At 46.2% G+C, this 17,825-nt stretch carries 16 protein-coding genes; 11 read left to right on the forward strand and 5 right to left on the reverse strand.

The window, feature by feature from the left end; genetic code table 11:
- Nucleotides 1-77: 77 nt before the first annotated feature.
- The 11 genes from KDW99_RS02145 to KDW99_RS02195 all read left to right on the forward strand — a co-directional run bounded on the left by KDW99_RS02145 (nt 78) and on the right by KDW99_RS02195 (nt 11,860).
- Nucleotides 78-1,274 (forward strand): amidase, encoded by a 1,197-nt coding sequence (locus KDW99_RS02145; protein WP_255827691.1) that lies wholly within the window; start codon nt 78-80, stop codon nt 1,272-1,274.
- A 4-nt stretch (nt 1,275-1,278) separates the two neighbouring features.
- Complete coding sequence (locus KDW99_RS02150) at nt 1,279-2,874, forward strand: gamma-glutamyltransferase family protein (protein ID WP_255827692.1); 1,596 nt, start codon at nt 1,279-1,281, stop codon at nt 2,872-2,874.
- A gap of 94 nt (nt 2,875-2,968) precedes the next feature.
- Complete coding sequence (locus KDW99_RS02155; RefSeq protein WP_255827693.1) at nt 2,969-3,787, forward strand: sulfite exporter TauE/SafE family protein; 819 nt, start codon at nt 2,969-2,971, stop codon at nt 3,785-3,787.
- A gap of 9 nt (nt 3,788-3,796) precedes the next feature.
- Complete coding sequence (locus KDW99_RS02160; protein ID WP_255827694.1) at nt 3,797-5,017, forward strand: pyridoxal-phosphate-dependent aminotransferase family protein; 1,221 nt, start codon at nt 3,797-3,799, stop codon at nt 5,015-5,017.
- The gene (locus KDW99_RS02165) at nt 5,017-6,243 is read left to right on the forward strand and encodes an allantoate amidohydrolase (RefSeq protein ID WP_255827695.1); all 1,227 of its coding nucleotides are present in this window, start codon (nt 5,017-5,019) and stop codon (nt 6,241-6,243) included. Before KDW99_RS02160 ends, KDW99_RS02165 begins: the two co-directional genes overlap by 1 nt.
- A gap of 408 nt (nt 6,244-6,651) precedes the next feature.
- The gene (locus KDW99_RS02170; RefSeq protein WP_255829244.1) at nt 6,652-7,017 is read left to right on the forward strand and encodes a cupin domain-containing protein; all 366 of its coding nucleotides are present in this window, start codon (nt 6,652-6,654) and stop codon (nt 7,015-7,017) included.
- 172 nt (nt 7,018-7,189) lie between these two features.
- Nucleotides 7,190-8,134, forward strand: a complete 945-nt coding sequence (locus KDW99_RS02175) for an ABC transporter substrate-binding protein (protein ID WP_255827696.1) — start codon at nt 7,190-7,192, stop codon at nt 8,132-8,134.
- Between the two features lie 7 nt (nt 8,135-8,141).
- Nucleotides 8,142-9,152 carry a FecCD family ABC transporter permease gene (locus KDW99_RS02180; protein WP_255827697.1) on the forward strand — a complete coding sequence of 337 codons (1,011 nt, stop codon included), beginning with the start codon at nt 8,142-8,144 and terminating at the stop codon, nt 9,150-9,152.
- Nucleotides 9,145-10,176 carry a FecCD family ABC transporter permease gene (locus KDW99_RS02185; protein WP_255827698.1) on the forward strand — a complete coding sequence of 344 codons (1,032 nt, stop codon included), beginning with the start codon at nt 9,145-9,147 and terminating at the stop codon, nt 10,174-10,176. The genes KDW99_RS02180 and KDW99_RS02185 overlap by 8 nt, the downstream gene beginning before the upstream one ends.
- A gap of 30 nt (nt 10,177-10,206) precedes the next feature.
- Nucleotides 10,207-11,067, forward strand: a complete 861-nt coding sequence (locus tag KDW99_RS02190) for an ABC transporter ATP-binding protein (protein ID WP_255827699.1) — start codon at nt 10,207-10,209, stop codon at nt 11,065-11,067.
- Complete coding sequence (locus tag KDW99_RS02195) at nt 11,060-11,860, forward strand: IucA/IucC family C-terminal-domain containing protein (protein WP_255827700.1); 801 nt, start codon at nt 11,060-11,062, stop codon at nt 11,858-11,860. Before KDW99_RS02190 ends, KDW99_RS02195 begins: the two co-directional genes overlap by 8 nt.
- 51 nt (nt 11,861-11,911) lie before the next feature.
- Here KDW99_RS02195 and KDW99_RS02200 read toward each other — a convergent pair whose 3' ends face one another.
- The 5 genes from KDW99_RS02200 to KDW99_RS02220 form a co-directional block, all read right to left on the reverse strand.
- Nucleotides 11,912-14,332, reverse strand: coding sequence for a TonB-dependent receptor domain-containing protein (locus KDW99_RS02200; protein ID WP_255827701.1), 2,421 nt, complete (start codon nt 14,330-14,332; stop codon nt 11,912-11,914).
- Between the two features lie 127 nt (nt 14,333-14,459).
- Nucleotides 14,460-15,419, reverse strand: a complete 960-nt coding sequence (locus tag KDW99_RS02205) for a FecR domain-containing protein (RefSeq protein WP_255827702.1) — start codon at nt 15,417-15,419, stop codon at nt 14,460-14,462.
- Complete coding sequence (locus tag KDW99_RS02210) at nt 15,412-15,939, reverse strand: sigma-70 family RNA polymerase sigma factor (protein ID WP_255827703.1); 528 nt, start codon at nt 15,937-15,939, stop codon at nt 15,412-15,414. The genes KDW99_RS02205 and KDW99_RS02210 overlap by 8 nt, the downstream gene beginning before the upstream one ends.
- Before the next feature lie 190 nt (nt 15,940-16,129).
- Nucleotides 16,130-17,053: an allantoinase PuuE gene (puuE, locus tag KDW99_RS02215; RefSeq protein WP_255827704.1), complete on the reverse strand. Its 924-nt coding sequence runs from the start codon at nt 17,051-17,053 to the stop codon at nt 16,130-16,132.
- Between the two features lie 39 nt (nt 17,054-17,092).
- Nucleotides 17,093-17,824 carry an aspartate/glutamate racemase family protein gene (locus tag KDW99_RS02220; RefSeq protein ID WP_255827705.1) on the reverse strand — a complete coding sequence of 244 codons (732 nt, stop codon included), beginning with the start codon at nt 17,822-17,824 and terminating at the stop codon, nt 17,093-17,095.
- Between the last annotated feature and the right edge of the window lies 1 nt (nt 17,825).

Raw genomic sequence — 17,825 nt, forward strand, 5'->3', positions numbered from 1 at the left:
AAATAGATTTATTTTTCGTTTCAGTTGACAGAATGGTGAAACGATTGTTTCATATGTTCTACACAGGCGGAGGACATATGAAACATTTCATCGTACAAAATCCCTTTCTTAACTTAAGTGAAACGACTTGGAACGACAGTTCATCAGCTGATCCTACTTTGCCATTGGGTGGTTTGCGGTTGGCGGTGAAAGACTTGTTTCATATGGCAGAACTGCCGACTTCCGCAGGCAATCCGACTTGGTTGGCGACTCATCCCACTCCGACAAAAACGTCTTCCAGCGTTGCTGCTTTACTGAGTGACGGCGCTATTTTTTGTGGAAAAACCATCACGGACGAGTTGGCTTACAGCCTTAATGGCCAAAATATTCACTACGGAACACCCTCAAATCCGGTGACACCTAATCGTCTCCCAGGCGGGTCGTCATCGGGTTCGGCGGTGGCTGTGTCATCCGACTTTGCTGATATAGGTTTGGGCACAGACACTGGCGGTTCGATTCGTGTGCCAGCAAGCTATAACGGTTTGTTTGGATTACGTCCAACCCATGGGGTGATTCCATCCGATAACATGGTCGCCCTTGCGCCGTCTTTCGATACGGTAGGTTGGCTTACCAGAGACTTAGACGCGTTAGCAAAAACCGCCGCTACATTGCTGAAAAGAAAACCTTCTAAAGAATTTAATAACGTCTTGATTGCTAAGAATTTAATTGATCAAGTCGCTCACGTGGAAGAGCTACATAGTCAGCTTCAAATATGGCGTGAGCAAGGTTGTTTTCCAAAAGAGTCTTCTGTCGTAATCGATACCAAAGTGTGGAAAACCAGCGAGACATTTCGAACCTTACAAGGCGCAGAAATTTGGCATGAACATGGCAAGTGGATAACAGAAGTCGGTGCTTTGGAAAAGGGGAAAGCGGTATTTTCGCCAGACATTCAGCAGCGTTTTGACTGGTGCCAAACTATAACTGAAGCCGATGTTGCCGCAGCAAAACAGCAAAGGCAGCGTTTTACCGGTTGGCTAGAAAACGAAATAGAAGGGTCGGTGCTTATCATCCCGACCACGCCAGGGTTAGCGCCTTTATTTGATGCGGCAGATGACGATCTCGCGGCGTATCGTAATCAGCTAATGGATATTACCGCCATTGCAGGGTTGGCTGGCTTACCGCAATTGCATTTGCCGGTTTGTACCTTGCATGGTGCGCCATGTGGCTTGTCTTTAGTGAGTTCAAAAGGCACAGATTTAGCGCTGATTGAGTTCGCAAAAACCTTAATGGAGTAGCGTCATGAAAAAGAGCGAGATAGCGTTTACGGCGCCGCATTTTAAGGCCACAGAAACCGGTCGAAAAATCCTCGAGCAAGGCGGAACAGCAATAGAAGCCATGGTGGCGGCAGCAGCGACAATTGCCGTGGTGTATCCACACATGAATGGCTTGGGTGGCGACGGTTTTTGGTTGATCAGCGAGCCAGGTAAAACGCCCATCGGCATTGATGCTTCCGGTAAGGCGGCGGAACTGGCGACACTGGATTTTTATAAAGGTTACGATAGCATTCCAGCACGTGGCGGCAAAGCGGCTGTGACCATGGCTGGCGCTGTTGCTGGTTGGCAAGAAGCTCTTGCTGTGAGCCAAACTTGGCAAGCCGCATCCAACGCACCAAACTTGCCGTTAACGACCTTGCTTGATGATGCGATTCAGTTAGCGAAAAACGGCAGCGCAGTGACAAAAACCTACGTCGATGCCAGCAAAAAAACCTTTGCCGACTTGGTATACGTTCAGGGTTTTGCATCGTCGTTTTTAAAAAGTGGCAGCCTGTACGAACAGGGTGATAACTTGACCTTGCCAGTACTGGCACACACGCTAGAACAACTCGCAGAGAAGGGTTTAAACGATTTTTATCAGGGTGATATTGCCGCGCGATTAGCGAAAGATTTAGCGACGGCGGGTTCTCCGATTCGCTTGGCGGATTTCCATTCGTATCAAGCAAAGTCTGTAGAACCTTTGCAGGTGAAAACCAGTGTTGGCTCGCTGTATAACTTGTCCGCGCCGACACAAGGCATCGCGTCACTATTGATTTTGGCTTTGTATGACAAGCTTTATACACAAGGAAAAACCGCCACAGACATGGCGCATTTGTTAATCGAATGCACTAAACAAGCCTTTATCGCGCGTAATGAATTTGTTACCGACGAATCGCGTTTGGCAATGGATTTGTCATCTTTATTGGATGACGAACAGTTAGAAAAAATGTGTCACGAGATCGCTTTAGAGCGTGCGCAGCCTTGGCCTCATCAAGCCAAGCATGGCGACACTATTTGGATGGGCGCCTGTGACAGTGAAGGCCGCATGGTCAGTTATATTCAGAGTCTGTATTGGGAGTTTGGCAGCGGTGTGGTGAGTCCTTCTACTGGCATTGTGTGGAACAACCGCGGTTCGTCGTTTTCGTTGGAAAAAGGTTCCTTGCAAGAACTTGGACCGAATCTAAAACCTTTTCATACCTTGAATCCCGCGTTTGCTGAACTAAACGATGGCCGTCGTATGAGTTACGGCACCATGGGCGGAGAAGGCCAGCCGCAGACTCAAGCTGCGTTATTTAGTCGTTATGTTTACCACAATATGCCACTGGATAAAGCCATCAGCGAAGGTCGTTGGTTGCTCGGTCGAACATGGGGCGATGTCAGTCATAATTTGAAAATCGAGCGAGATTTTGCCGATGTCGTCGCCGAGGAATTGGTGCGACGTGGGCATGATTTAGTCATCATTGATTCCTGCAATGAATTAATGGGTCACGCGGGTGCGGTGGTGCTTCATCAAGATGGGCACACCGACGCATCAACAGATCCACGAAGTGATGGCTTAGCCATCGATAGCATTGTTATTTAAGAAGGTTGTTATTTAAAAACACGGTCATTTAAAAATACGTTTAGTTAGTAATACTTTTATTTAGTAATCATCTCACTTAGGAGCGAACAGAAAAATGTCATTCATAATGGAAAACTATTCCATGATTCTCGCCATGATGGCCACCGGTGTGGTTGGCGGTATTTTAGCCGGTTTGTTAGGTGTTGGCGGCGGTATCGTTATCGTGCCAGTGTTGTTTTTCTTGTATCAAGGTATGGGCGTCAGTGCTGATTCTGCCATGCTTGTGGCAACGGCGACGTCATTGGCGACCATCATTCCTACTTCTATAAGCTCGATTCGTTCACATAAAGCCAAAGGCAATGTGGACTTCGACTTGCTGAAACGTTGGGGCTTTTTCATCTTTTTCGGTGTCATGGTTGGTAGTTTTGTCGTAACACGTGTGGATGGTCAATGGTTGTCTTTGTTGTTTGGCGTCATTGCTACTTTATCTGCGCTAAATATGTTGCTGGGCAAAAAAGACAGCGTGTTCAAATCCCTACCAGGCAACGCGGGTCAAAGTGTTATGGCGACTTGTATTGGCTTCTTTAGCTCTATGGTGGGCATCGGTGGTGGCACCTTGACGGTTCCGACACTGACTTTTTGTAACTATCCTGCGCATCGAGCAGTCGGCACCGCCGCTGCGGTGGGTTTGATCATCTCATTACCTGCGGCATTAACCATGCTGATTTTTGGTCAAAGTCCGTTTGATGCGCCTTATGGCACCATCGGCTTGGTGAACCTAATCGGCGTTGCTTGCATCATTCCATTGACCGTTTTGTTTGCGCCTGTTGGTGCGGGATTGGCACATCGTTTAGATGCTTCCAAGTTGAAGAAAGTCTTTGCTGTGGTGTTGATTTTTACTGGCATCAAAATGCTTTATCAGGTTTTAGGTTAGGAGATTATTATGCAGCCGCTTTCATTGCCGCCAAGATTATTAATGGGCCCAGGCCCGATCAATTGTTACCCACGGGTGTTGTCGGCGATGTCGACTCAGCTAGTGGGACAATACGATCCCACCATGACCAGTTACATGAACGAAGTCATGGAGCTGTATCGTCGTGTTTTTAATACTCAGAATCAGCAAACCTTTTTAATCGATGGTACTTCTCGTGCCGGTATTGAAGCGGCTTTGGTGTCTTGTTTAGAGCCTGGCGATAAAGTGCTGATTCCTATCTTTGGTCGTTTTGGTCACTTGTTGGCGGAGATTGCTGAGCGCGCTGATGCCGAAGTTCATACTATCGAAGTGCCTTGGGGAGAAGTGTTTGATCCTCAGCAAATTGAAGACGCGATCAAGAAAGTACAGCCAAAATTATTGGCGATTGTACAAGGCGATACTTCGACAACCATGTTTCAGCCATTAGAAGAGCTAGGCGATATTTGTCGCGCTCACGATGTGTTGTTTTATACCGATGCTACGGCATCGATTGGTGGTAACCCGTTGGAAGTGGACGCGTGGAAAATCGACGCTGTGTCAGTGGGTTTGCAAAAATGTCTTGGCGGCCCATCAGGCAGTGCGCCAATTACATTAAGTGATCGCTTTGTGTCTTGTGTACGCAAACGCGCCCATGTGGAAGCGGGGATTCGTGATGCTCATCACCAAGGTTCGTCTGGCATGCGTATTCGTTCTAACTACTTTGATTTGCCTATGATCATGGATTATTGGGGCGATGAGCGTTTGAACCACCATACGGAAGCGGCAACCATGTTATTTGGTTCTCGTGAGTGTGCGATTCAGTTATTGACCGAAGGCCAAGATGCGGTGATTCAACGTCATCAGTTGGCTGGCAACGCCATGCTGCAAGGTGTTCTTGCTATGGGATTGCAGCCATTTGGTGATTTGAAACACAAAATGAGCAACGTCGTTGGTGTATATATTCCGTCTAATGTTGATGGTGAACAAATACGTCATGATTTGCTGAACATTTTTAATATCGAAATCGGTACTAGCTTTGGGCCATTAAAAGGCAAGGTGTGGCGTATTGGCACCATGGGTTACAACGCTCGCCAAGACGCTGTTTTGCATACTTTACAGTCCCTAGAAACCGTACTTCGTCGCGCTGGCTTTGCATTACCTGCTGGCGCTGCAGTAGATGCAGCCATGTCGGTTTACGCAGGAGAAAAATAATGACAGATTACGGCAAACTCGCTCAGTTGGTCATGGACCGCTGTGACGAACTTGGCAAAATCAGTCAAAGCGACGATTACCTAGATCGTCGTTATCTCACCAAAGAACACAAACAAGCCAATGGATTGGTGGGCGGCTGGATGCAAGAAGCGGGCATGCAAACCTGGCAAGATGAAGCAGGTAATCTATGGGGACGTTGGCAAGCAGCCGACCCTGATGCACCGCGATTTATCATGGGCAGCCATTTGGATACGGTTCCAAACGGCGGTCAATACGATGGCATGTTGGGTGTGATTACACCTGTTACCTTGATCGCAGCGATGCAAGCCGCGGGTGTTCGTTTGCCTTTTCACTTGGATGTAGTGGGCTTTGGCGACGAAGAAGGTACGCGTTTTAGCTCAACCTTGCTTGGTAGTCGTGCTTTAACAGGTCAATGGCCTGAAAGCTGGGCCGATGTGAAAGACAGCGATGGCATTAGTTTATCGCAAGCATTGAAAGACTTTGGCTCAGACTTTGCGAGCATTCCAAATGCGGCCATCGCGACAGATAATTTACTCGGTTACCTTGAACTGCATATTGAGCAAGGACCAGTGCTGGAAGACTTGGATTTACCCGTTGGCGTGGTGAGTGCCATCGCAGGTGCAAAACGCTTTGAATTTAACATCACCGGCATGGCCGGACACGCGGGAACTGTGCCAATGCCCCTTCGCCAAGATGCGCTTTGTGCCAGCAGTGAGATGATTCTTGCAGTGGAAAAAATCGCTCAAAATCATGGCATAGTCGCCACCGTTGGGCGTATTCAGAATCGCCCTAATGGCGTGAACGTCATTTCAGGCAACACAGGCTTTTCCCTCGATATTCGCAGCGAGTTTGATGACAAACGTGACGTCGCGCTCGATGAAATCTTGCAGGAATTAGACGCCATTGCGGCCCGTCGTAATGTAGGTATTGAGCGCAAAGCGACCCATGCTGCTGACGCGGTGCATTGCGACGCGAAACTACAAGGCGTGTTGCGCAAAGCGATTGAAGTACAAAATATTCCGGTTCACACCTTGTTCTCTGGCGCAGGACACGACGCCATGGCGATTGCGGATATTTGCCCTGTGGCTATGTTATTCATGCGTTGCGACAAAGGCATTAGTCATCACCCAGCGGAAGCGATTGATACGCCAGATGTGGCCGTGACCTTGGCGGTGTTGAGCCATGCGATACAGAATTTGGTGTAACGCCTCGCTCCTGTTGTACTGAACCCAGTATCACGCTTCGCTCCCCGAGCAAGCTCGAAGAATCGCTCTAGCGTGATTCTGGGTGCAGTTTGTGATGGGCGGTTGAAGAATCGCTTTCACGTTATGCTGGGAAGCTAGCCTTCTTCGGTTAAAAGCTTCCATGCGTTTAATTGGCGCAGACGTGTCGAGGAATGAGACAATACGCAAGCCAATTGAATTGCATGGACGCTTATGATGACGGTAAACGAGCAAGTATGAATACGCGGGTAAAAGTTTCCATGTGCTTAATGGGTGTCGACGTGTCGAGGAACGAGACAATACGCAAGCCAATTGAATTGCATGGACGCTTATGATGACGGTAAACGAGCAGACTAGAACTTATAAATTTTGTAAGTAGAGAGAATTTTGATGATTTTTACGCGTATTTTTAACGATGATCAGGGTAAAAGCCACTTCGGTGATTTGAATGTTGATGTTCGTGATGGTGGCCCCATCGGTTTCTTGTCGGAGCGTTTTCTAGCGGGTGAGATGATTTTTCGTGAGACTCCAAGCGACTACGATTTTAAATGGCATCCAGCGCCGCAGCGTCAGCTTTTGTTCATTATAAAAGGCCGTTGTGAGTTTAAAGTGTCGTCTGGTGAAACCCGCCAATTTGGTGCAGGTGATGTGGTTTTGTTAGAAGACACCGAAGGCGAAGGCCATTGCAGTAAGGCATTATTCAACGAAGTCAGACACTCGATTTTCGTTACCTTGCCGGAAGATGTGGTGTTTTAGCACTATACGTTTCAAATAGAACTGAGCATAAATCTAAGAAGCTTGAATCACATGGTTCAGGCTTTTTTATTGTCTTTCATCTGGTCTTTTACACCATGTTTAATGTTTATGAGGATGATAATTGTTATTATAAGCCTTTGCTAAAAATAACAATCTAAGGAAGCTCCTCAAGATGCAGGTAAACCGAGTAAAACGTTGGGTGTTGTTGCTGGCGATGTGTGTTTTGGTTGCTGTGCCTGTGACTCCGGTCATGGCGTCAGAAACAAAGACGATCTCTCATGCGATGGGCAGCACTGATGTGCCCAAAAAAGCCTTACGTGTGGTGACCTTGTTTCAAGGGGCGACGGATTCTGTAGTGGCGTTGGGTGTGACGCCAGTTGGTGTGGTGGATTCTTGGGCACAGCAGCCAACCTATGAATATTTGCGAGATGATTTGCAAGACGTTGCTCATGTGGGATTGGAAACTCAGCCAAATCTAGAAGCCATTGTAGCGCTGAAACCAGATTTAATAATTGGTACCAAGTCTCGTCATGAAAAGATCTATCGTCAATTGTCACAGATCGCGCCCACGGTAATGGCAGAAAATGTGTATGACTTTAAAACCACCCTGGATTTAACCGCTGAAGCATTGAGCAAGCAAGAGAAAGGTAAGCAGGTTTGGAATGTTTTTCAGCAGCGTATTAGGATTTTCCGTAAGGCCATCAAGCAGCGCGAGGCAAACTGGCCTTTGACCGCCGCGGTTTTAAATATTCGCGCGGATCATTTGCGCTTGTATTTGAAGCAAAGTTTTTCGGGTGTGGTGTTGAAGGAGATAGGCTTTCAATTTCCTTTGCCAAATGAAAAAGGTTGGGGTGTTAAGCTGAAAACGAAGGAAGCCTTGCCAAGTGTGAACGCGGACGTGTTCTTTATTATCCAGCAGTCTAATGATGCAGCCGTTAAGCAAAATTACGATGCGTGGCGTGCCCACCCATTATGGAAGATGCTCACCGCCCCTAAAAACCAGCAAGTGTATGAAGTAGATAATGTGGCTTGGTTGTTGTCAGGCGGGATTTTAGGGGCTGAGAAAATCTTGGATCAGCTATACCAAATCTATAACTTACCTCAGGCAGGCCACTAGAGCGTTTATGGTCTTACTCAGTAGTCGTACTTTTAAATGGGGTCTTCTTGCTCTGTCTCTTTTATGCCTGATGGTCTCTTTAATGGGGAGCATTGTCTATGGCCAGTATGTTGTTTCAATGAAATCCGTTTGGACGGCATTTTGGGCATACGATCCTCAATCGATAGATCACGTTATTATCCGTACCACGCGTTTATCCCGCGCTCTTGTTGCTTGTTTAGTCGGTTCGGCGCTGGCGGTTTCCGGTGTCTTGATGCAAGCTTTAACGCGTAATCCGTTGGCATCACCGTCTATTTTTGGTGTTAACGCGGGCGCCGTGTTTGCGATTGTTTTGTTTTCGACCTTCTTTTCGGTGACTTCCCTGAATACGTTTTTATGGCTGGCTTTTTTAGGGGCGAGCGTGGCTGGCGCCTTGGTGTATGGCTTGGGCAGTTTAGGAAAAGACGGATTGTCTCCAGTGCGTATTGTCTTGTCTGGGGCAGCAATTTCCGCGCTCTTCATGGCGTTTACCCAAGGCATTTTGGTGATTGGTCAAGAAGGCTTAGACAGTGTGTTGTTTTGGGTAGCTGGTTCTCTATCTGGTCGTGATTTGTCTATGGTGATGCCATTAGTGCCCGCTTTTGTTGTTGGTATTGTGTTGGCGATACTGGCGGCACCGCAGATCAATATTTTATTGTCCGGTGACGATATTGCTAAAGGATTAGGGCAGAACACAGTTTTAATAAAGGTTGTACTGAGTTTGCTAATTATTGGCTTAGCTGGCGGTTCGGTCGCATTGGGTGGCAGTATTGGTTTTATCGGTTTGATGGTGCCACATATGGTGCGTTCCGTGGTGGGTTATGATCATAAATGGTTGATCCCATTAAGTGCTTTATGGGGGGCAATTTTGCTGTTGTGTGCCGATGTCATCAGTCGTTTTGTGATTATGCCAGAAGAGGTGCCCATTGGTGTGACGACAGCGATTTTGGGCGCGCCTTTCTTTATTTATTTGGCACGTAAAGGAGGCAAACGTGAGTAAGTCTTTTAGCGTTCGTCATCGATTTTTCTCTTTCTCGACCCCTGTTCGCTCTCTGTGGTCGATGCTCGCGCTCTTTGCTTTCTTTCTCGCTGTTATGTTGTTTTCTCTGTGCCTTGGTGAGGAGTTCATAGCTCTGCCGCGTGTGCTTCAGGCTCTGCTTGGTCATGGTGATCAGGGAACTCAGTTTGTGGTAGAAACCTTGCGTTTGCCGAGGGTGCTGATGGCGGCCATGGTGGGCGCTGCGTTGGCGTCGTCTGGGTTAGTACTGCAATCCATGATACGTAATCCGTTAGCGTCTCCAGATATCATCGGTATTACTGGTGGCGCTTCCGCTGCGGCCGTGTGTTTTCTATCATTTTTCGCAATGGTAATCGGCCTAGTTTGGTTGCCTGTTTTTGCCATTGCGGGCGCTTTTTTGGCAGCTTTGTTGATTTATACTCTTGCTTGGAATAGTGGCGTGACCCCGATGCGGCTGGTATTGGTCGGTATTGGTATTTCTTCGGCAATGGGTGCGGTGACGACCTTTGTTATTGCCGCGAGCCCACTTTCTACCAGCATTACCGCGTATATCTGGCTAACGGGCAGTGTGTATGGTGCGAGTTGGGTTGAGGTGAAGGCCTTGTTACCTTGGTTGCTGATTTCATGGCCGTTGGCGTTTTATTTAGCGCGTCGTGTGAATACTCAAGAATTGGGCGATCAGTTGGCAACTGGATTGGGGATATCCGTGCAGCGTTTGCGTTTGTCGCTGTTGTTTTTGAGTGTGATTATGGCGGCTCCGGCGATTGCTTATGCTGGGGCGGTGGGGTTTGTTGGCTTGATCGCGCCACACATTGCTAGACGTCTTGTTGCGCGGAGTTTCGCGCTGTTACTGCCTACCTCGGCCTTGGTGGGGTCTTGTTTGGTCATGCTGGCAGACTTATGTGGTCGTTTATTGTTTCAGCCTTTGGACATTCCTGCTGGTGTCTTTGTGTCTGCTATTGGCGCGCCATTCTTTATTTATTTACTCTATCGACAGCGTTTCTGAGTCGGTTAGCCATATTGGGATTTTTTAATCATGAGTTTGTCTGAACATTCTTTAGTAGACGATAATTTATTAGCTCAGAGTCCATTAGAAAGTGTGGCGCTGTTTTTAGGTTATGAGAAAAAAACCATTATTAAGTCTTTGGATTTAGTTATTGAATCTAAGCAAATCACTGTGTTGGTGGGCGGCAATGGGTGTGGTAAATCTACCTTACTGAAGTCGTTTGCGCGGTTATTAAAGCCATCCTCAGGGCAGATTCTCTTGAATGGCGCTGATATTCATTCATTGTCTGGAAAAGACGTGGCTCGCAAGCTGGCTATCCTTCCGCAAGGGCCTGTCGTCCCAGAAGGTTTAACGGTTGAGCAGTTGGTTCGTCAAGGCCGATATCCACATCAAAATTGGTTGCAAAGCTGGACGGAAGAAGATGAGCGTTTAGTACGTAAAGCCTTGCAAGACACCAATATGACTGAGTTTGCTGGTCGTTCCATTGATGCTTTATCTGGTGGTCAGAGGCAGCGAGCTTGGATTGCCATGGCGCTGGCGCAGAATACCGATATTTTGTTACTAGACGAGCCGACAACCTATTTGGATTTAACCCATCAGATAGAGATTCTTGATCTGCTGTTTGAGCTTAATTTGACCCAGAATACGACTATTCTAATGGTGTTACATGACTTGAATCTGGCTGCTCGTTACGCCCATAAAATGATAGCCATTAAAGACGGTACGGTTTTTTGCCAAGGCGCACCAGAGGCGATTTTAGATCATGACATGGTGAAAGCAGTGTTTGATATGGAATGTCATATTAGCGCTGATCCACTGTTTGGTACGCCAATGTGTATTCCTTATGGAAAAGGTCGCAAGGTCGACACTCAGGCCGTTGAGAATGTTTAAACAAGACAATAAGCATGTACTCCTTTCTGCTGAGTGGGAAGTATTGGCGGGATTTGGGCTTAAGGCTTATCAGCAAGATGAGCCGCTTGCGATTGATTCAAGCAAGTTATTAGATGACGACTTGTGTCTAGATACATTACGCAAAATCATGCCAGAACTCGGCGCTCCAAATCTTAAAGTAACGGCGTCTTTAGTAATCAAGCGTGTGGCATTTCTTACTCTTGCGCCTGTTTTATATGCTATGTCGAGTTTTGATAAAGGGCTTGATGCTTCAATAGAAAACAGTGTCTTTGAATATCCGCTCGAAAACCGCATATGGCAATCTAAAATGCCATTAAAAGACACATCTGTGTCGGTTTGGAAACGTTCGGATAAAGAAAGTCGAGAAGTTTGGCGAAATGAGATTCTAGGTAAGGTGTTTGCTGGACATCTAACCTTATTGGTCGAGAAATTTTACCACTTAACAAAAGTCTCTCGGCGCGTTCTCTGGGAAAACATCGCTGTGCGGGTTTTTAGCATTTACGAGCAGCGTATTCTTACCAATATTGCTGAAGAGAAAAGGGCGATAGCGGAAGCGGATTATGCGTATTTGCTTGATGAAACTACGACGAAGCTGTTTGGCTTAAAAGAGAATCCGTTGACGGTTTTTTATCGAGATAAGCAGTTAACGGCACTATCGGAAAACCCTGTTCGAGTTCGACGTACTTGTTGTTTTTACTACCAAGCGACTGAGCCGCCAGTGTATTGCGGCTCCTGTCCTTTGCCTTTGAGAAAGAAAACAACCTCGCCTTAATCCTCCCCTTGAAGGTAAGAGGAGGAGGTTGTTCTCGTCGTTTTTGGGAGGTTAAAAGTCTAAGCCATAAGCCAATGTCACAGTACGGCCTCTTCCTTTGAAGTAGAAGCTGTCGTTTGCGTAGGCGGCTTGTGAATAGTAAGTGAAATAATCTTCGTTCAAGAGGTTAGCCACTGAGACATTCATCTTGCCTACTGGCAGTTTATAGCCAATAGATGCATCGACTAGAGTATATCCGTCAAAGTCTAAATCCTCATTATCAAAGCTTCGGCTGAAGGCGTGGCTTACTTGCAGTAAAGAAGACAGCTTTTCATTCCAATTTGCGTTCCATGAAGTAACTAAACGGTTTGGTGATATATCAGCTCCTGTTAGCTTAGTCTCTACCTTTCCATCACCATCTGTGTCTGATTTACCTTGAATGAAAGAATAGCTGGCTTGCAACTTGTGCTTTTTGTTTAGTTGGAATCCTAAAGAAGCTTCTGCGCCTTGAATTTCTTTCTTTTCACGTTTGACAATATAAAGCCCATTTTCTTCAACGATACGGCTACCTAGGTCTGAATCAGATTCGTAGTAGCTTAATTCGAAATCGTATGGATGGCGGTTTACACGAAATCCCACTTCATAGTTATCGGTCACAATTGGGGATAGATCTATCAGCGAATCAACGTCTTGACCTGTAATATCAACCCCGCGAAGTACGCGTCCAACGTCAGGCATGCCAAAGCCTTGTGAGTAGTTGGTGAAAACACTTACGGCCGGTGTTATTTTGAAAACAGCACCTGCGTTGTAGACAGTTTCGTGGAAACTTGGGCTCCCGCCATTGACTGTCACACCGTTGTTAGCGGCCACTGTCTGATAGGTGCCTACGTCTAATTTAGCGTGTTCATCACGAACACCTGCCTGCAACACCAAGCGCTCGGTTGGCTTATATTCAAACTGAATGAAAGGTGCATAGTTGGTATATTCTGTTTCTGGCACATAAGTGCGGTTGGTTAATATCAATGTCTGACTGGTTTTGTCCTGTAGTAAATCTAACCCTGTCGTGATGCTTAAAGTATTATCTAATAGGTCATTTTTGGTCAGGCTAAATTTCGCACCGATTTTTTCAGATTGGTTTTGGCTTTGGTCGTAAAGGGTGCCGCTTGGAGCAATGCTGGTGTCCTGAAAACTGTTGGAGTTTGATGCTCCGTAACGACCTTCAAAATCTTGATGAAAAGCTTGGGCTTTAAACTCCATGCCATCAAGGTCGCTGTCAGTATACAAAAGGCTGGTAGTTTGCACATCGTTGTAAGGAGCCACACCCTCTGAAGGAGTTCCTTTGACAGAACTGGTTGCAACACCATTATCTCTGTCACCATCCACTCCAGTAAAATTCATGCGTCCTTTCATTTGGTATTTATTAACTTCTAGTTCCAATCTTTTTTCGTCACTAAGCCAATAACCAAGCTTGACGAATGTGTCATAGCTTTTTGAGTCCATTATGTCACCACGAACCGTTGCTGCTCCAACATAATTACCATCGGCATCTAGGTACATGCCTTGTACTTCGTTGGTTAGACCGACAAGGTAATCGAAATCGCCTTGTGAACCTTCTGCTTGGTAGCCAATTTTATAAGATAAGGTGTCGCTGCTTAGTTCGTCAGTCGGTGTGGTCATTTGTACATCGACATGTTGTTTTAGCTTGTTGGAGCGCGTTGATTTGGTGATGAAGTTAATGATGCCGCCAGTTGCTCCTAGGCCGTGAACGGCGGTTGCGCCATGGATAACTTCGATGCGTTCCACCATAGAAAGGTCAATAGTGTGGGCAGATCGACTGCCTTCTCGAATGGGGTTGGACTGTGGCACACCATCTATCATGTATAAAACAGAACGGCCGCGGAATGTCTGGCTGCTGTTATTCAGTTTTTGTGTATTTGGAGAATAAGCGGGCAGAAGGTTAGACAGGGCTTGAGAGCTATCGGTTGAAATAGAAAGCTGCTCCTCGATTTGCTCACGATTGATAACGGTAATGACCTGAGGGCTGTCTTCTTTTTTCGTATTAGAGCGGCTGGTTTGGATAACCATAGCATTAAGATTAATTGCTTGGTTGTCTGTTGTCAGATACTGACCACGTTCTACCAAGCTATAGGTACCATCTTGATTAGGAACCATCTCTAAATCAGTAGTAGATAACAATTGCTCAATGAGTTCTATCGGACTAGTGTTGCCGGAAATGCCTTTACTTTGAAGATCTCGCGTTAATGTTGAGTTAAATGAGAGTGCTATATTGTGACGAGCAGCAAACGTAGTGAGGGCGTTTCCAAGATTGCCAGCTTCAATTTTTAGTGGTTGCTGAACGCTCTGGCTTGGTGCTTCTTGTGCCAAAGTAAGTGGGCTAATACCAGACGCGATTATTAAACCACTGCAGGTTAATGTTGTGCTGATCGCTTTCTGAAATTGTGTTTTTAAATGTGTTTTTTTACGGGTAGACATGGCCACCTCCTTTTTCAAATTAGGATGCTTATTAGTTGTTTAACTACTAAGCCACCTGAAAAGAAAAAAAGTGTCAGCCGAAATAGGAATTAATTCGTTTTTTTTGATTAGGTGGTTTTTGACTTCCTTAAACGGCTTCTAAAGTGACCCAATAATTCCTCAGATGACTGTTTATTTGAATAGGGTAGGTGTGCGATAGCATGCTGAAAATGGTATTGATGTTTTTAAGAGGAAAAGCTCCTGATATATCGATGTTTTCAATATCGGGAGAAACTCGTAGTAAGCCTCTATGATAGCGGGAGACTTCTCTGATGAACTGGTTTAATGGCATATTGTGAACAGCTAGCATGTTGTCTAGCCATGAAGTGGTTTCTGATGCGAGTGCTTTACGAGATAAAACACCATGGCTGGATAGCTCGATTTGATAACCTGTGCTAATGGTATTGTCTTGAGTGTTTTTTAACAGACTAGGTGACGCTTCAACCTGACCCTCAATCACCCCTAACCTGGTTAGACCGCTATATTGGCGTACGGTGAAATTCGCATCCAAGGGCGATAAAATTGCATCCTGTGTCTTGATTGTGAAAGAGGGCAGCTGTTGAGAGTGTGTCGATACAGTATGAACTTGGATTTCACCTTCTCGCAGTGATAATAAGCGTGCCTTGTCATTAAAAGAAATATCAAATGCCGTTGCCGTATTGAGCTTCACCATAGTACCGTCTGGTAAGGTGACTTGCTTTTGCTGTCCTTTCGCAGTGCGATAATCGGCGTTCCATTGCTGACTGTCGACTGTTTTATAGCCTCCCCAAATTAACGGTCCAGAAGCCAATAATAATGCCAGCTTGCCAATATTTAAACGACGTGTTGCATCGTCAAGTCGATTCAATACTGCGTAAGCAATGTCTTTAGGTAAAGTGTCCACTTGATTGATAAAGTGTTGGGCTCGTTGCCATGCGAGCTGATTGTCTTTGTCTGCTTCTAACCAACCTTGTAGTTGTTTTTGCTCGCTGTCAGTGAGAGGCTTTTCTTGTTGTCTGATTAGCCAATCAGCGGCTTCGTGCATGCTCTTTTTTGATATTTTATTCAAACAAGTCGTCCCCCATCAACACAAAGCACTTAACATAAGCTTGTTTCATGTATCGCTTCACTGTGGCGAGAGAAAGCTGCATATCATCGGCTATTTGTTGATACTTTTTACCCTCTATTTGCGCTAGCAAAAATACCTGCTTTACTTGGCTTGGAAGGCCATTCAGCAAAGCGTCTACTTCCTCCAAGGTTTGTAAAATAATGAACTCATTTTCAGGCGAAATGACGAAAGATTCTGGCTGCTTTGCTAACAGCTCTAGGTACGCCTGTTCTAACGATTTTCGTCTGTAAAAATGACAAACAAGACCTTTGGCAATAGTTACTAAATATGCCTTGGGTTCCTTGATGGTTGCCGCATTTTGCTTCGCGTGAATACGCAAGAAAGTATCTTGAGTTAAATCTGCGGCATCGTATTGGCTGTCTAAACGTTTACGAATCCATGTGAATAGCCAGTTGTGGTGGTTGACATATAAAGAGTGCATTACGTCATGTTGCACACTGTGGTTCGCATTGTGCGGCATGAAACCAAGCCTTAAATAGTGAAATGATAATTAATATCATTAAAAGGCTTTGTGGCTACCATGTCAAGAAGCGTGTTGGCGTGGATGCTATTTTGCATCGAATAGAGAGGAAAAAGCGCCGTTGTAAAGTGAATACAGGCGCTCTCCATTTCTTTGTTGGTCATTGTATTAAAAGGTTTTTAACGCCAAATCATTCTGGAGGATGATTTTCGATCCAATGATCCGCGATGTCTCCACGGCGGGCGATCCAGACGTCGTCGTGGGATTGCACGTAGTCTAAGAATTTCTTCAGTGCTATAAAACGACTTGGTTTACCGAGTGTTCGGCAGTGCATGCCGATGGACATCATTTTGGGTGCGGTCGCGCCTTCTTCATACAAACAATCAAAGTTGTCTTTCAAGTATTGGAAAAACTCCTCCGCGTGATTAAAGCCATAAGGCGAGGAAAACTTCATGTCGTTGCAGTCTAGTGTATACGGCACGATTAGGTGCGGTTTGCTGCCACCATTTGGAGTGTCGACCTTTACCCAGTAAGGTAGGTCGTCGCCGTAGTTGTCGGAATCGTATTTGAGTTGCGCTTGCTCGGCCACTAAGGCGCGAGTATTTGGCGAGTCGCGCCCTGTGTACCAGCCAGCAGGTTTAACGCCGGTAACTTCTTCGATTAAGGCGAGCGCTTGTTGCATGTGTTCGCGTTCTTGCTCGATGGGCATGTCTTGGTAGTGAATCCATTTTAAGCCATGGCAGACGATTTCGTGTTGGCCTTCGACAAAAGCTTTTGCTACTTCCGGATTGCGCTGTAAGGCGGTGGCGATGGCAAAAACCGTCAGCGGCAGTCCGCGTTTTTCGAATTCGTTAAGGATACGCCAAACGCCAGTGCGGGAGCCGTACTCGTAAAGGGATTCCATGCTCATGTGACGATCTTTGAAAGGCTGTGCACCGAAAATTTCCGACAAAAAAGTCTCGGCATGTTCATCACCATGTAAGACGCAGTTTTCACCGCCTTCTTCAAAGTTTAAAACAAACTGTAGGGCAACTCGGGCGTTGTTTGGCCATTTTACGTTTGGCAGCCCTTGGCGGCCATAACCCGCGTAATCGCGTTCTAAATAATGCTTCATGGTCTGTGTTCCATTGTTTGTAAGGTATTTTGGGAGCGGTTATAGACTCCAATGAGCATAGCGCCCAGTAAAAGCTTTGCTAACCCGCTGCCCATATTGACCTTTTTTAGAGGTTTGTAGGCCTAACTGATGCAATGATTCTGCCAGTTTTACCGCGGCGACAACGCCATCAATAATAGGAACCGGCAGTTCTGATGAAAGTTGTTTGACCAAATTCGACATGCCAGCACAACCTAGCACAATGGCATCGGCGCCATCTTGTTCGATAGCCGCTAAACATTCCGTTTTCAGAAGTTGATAGGCTTCAGGACCGATATTTTCTAATGCCAAAACAGGGATGTCGGTGGCTCTTACTCCGCTACAATGATGCTTATGACCATACTTTTGTAGTAAATGCTCACTCGCTGGTAAAGTGCGAGATAGCGTGGTTACAACACCAAAACGATGGGCAATCAGGCTGGCCATGTGAAAGCCCGCTTCAGCAATGCCGATGACAGGTGCGTCAGCTAATTCGCGCGCCGCATCTAAAGCTGGATCGCCAAAGCAAGCAATAATGTGAGCGTCGACACCTTGTTGTTTGCCTTGTTCGATAAGATCGAGAAGAGCCGCGCTGGCGATGACTTCATCAAAAGCACATTCGATGCTTTTTGGGCCATGCTCTGGAGTACTAGCGATAATATGGGTGCTATCAAGAGCTATAGATTGCGCGCTCAGCGCCATAGCGTGAGTCATGTCGGCGCTGGTGTTTGGGTTGATTAGTTGGATTCGCATG

The organism is Marinomonas rhizomae, from assembly GCF_024397855.1.
GTDB lineage: Bacteria > Pseudomonadota > Gammaproteobacteria > Pseudomonadales > Marinomonadaceae > Marinomonas > Marinomonas rhizomae_A.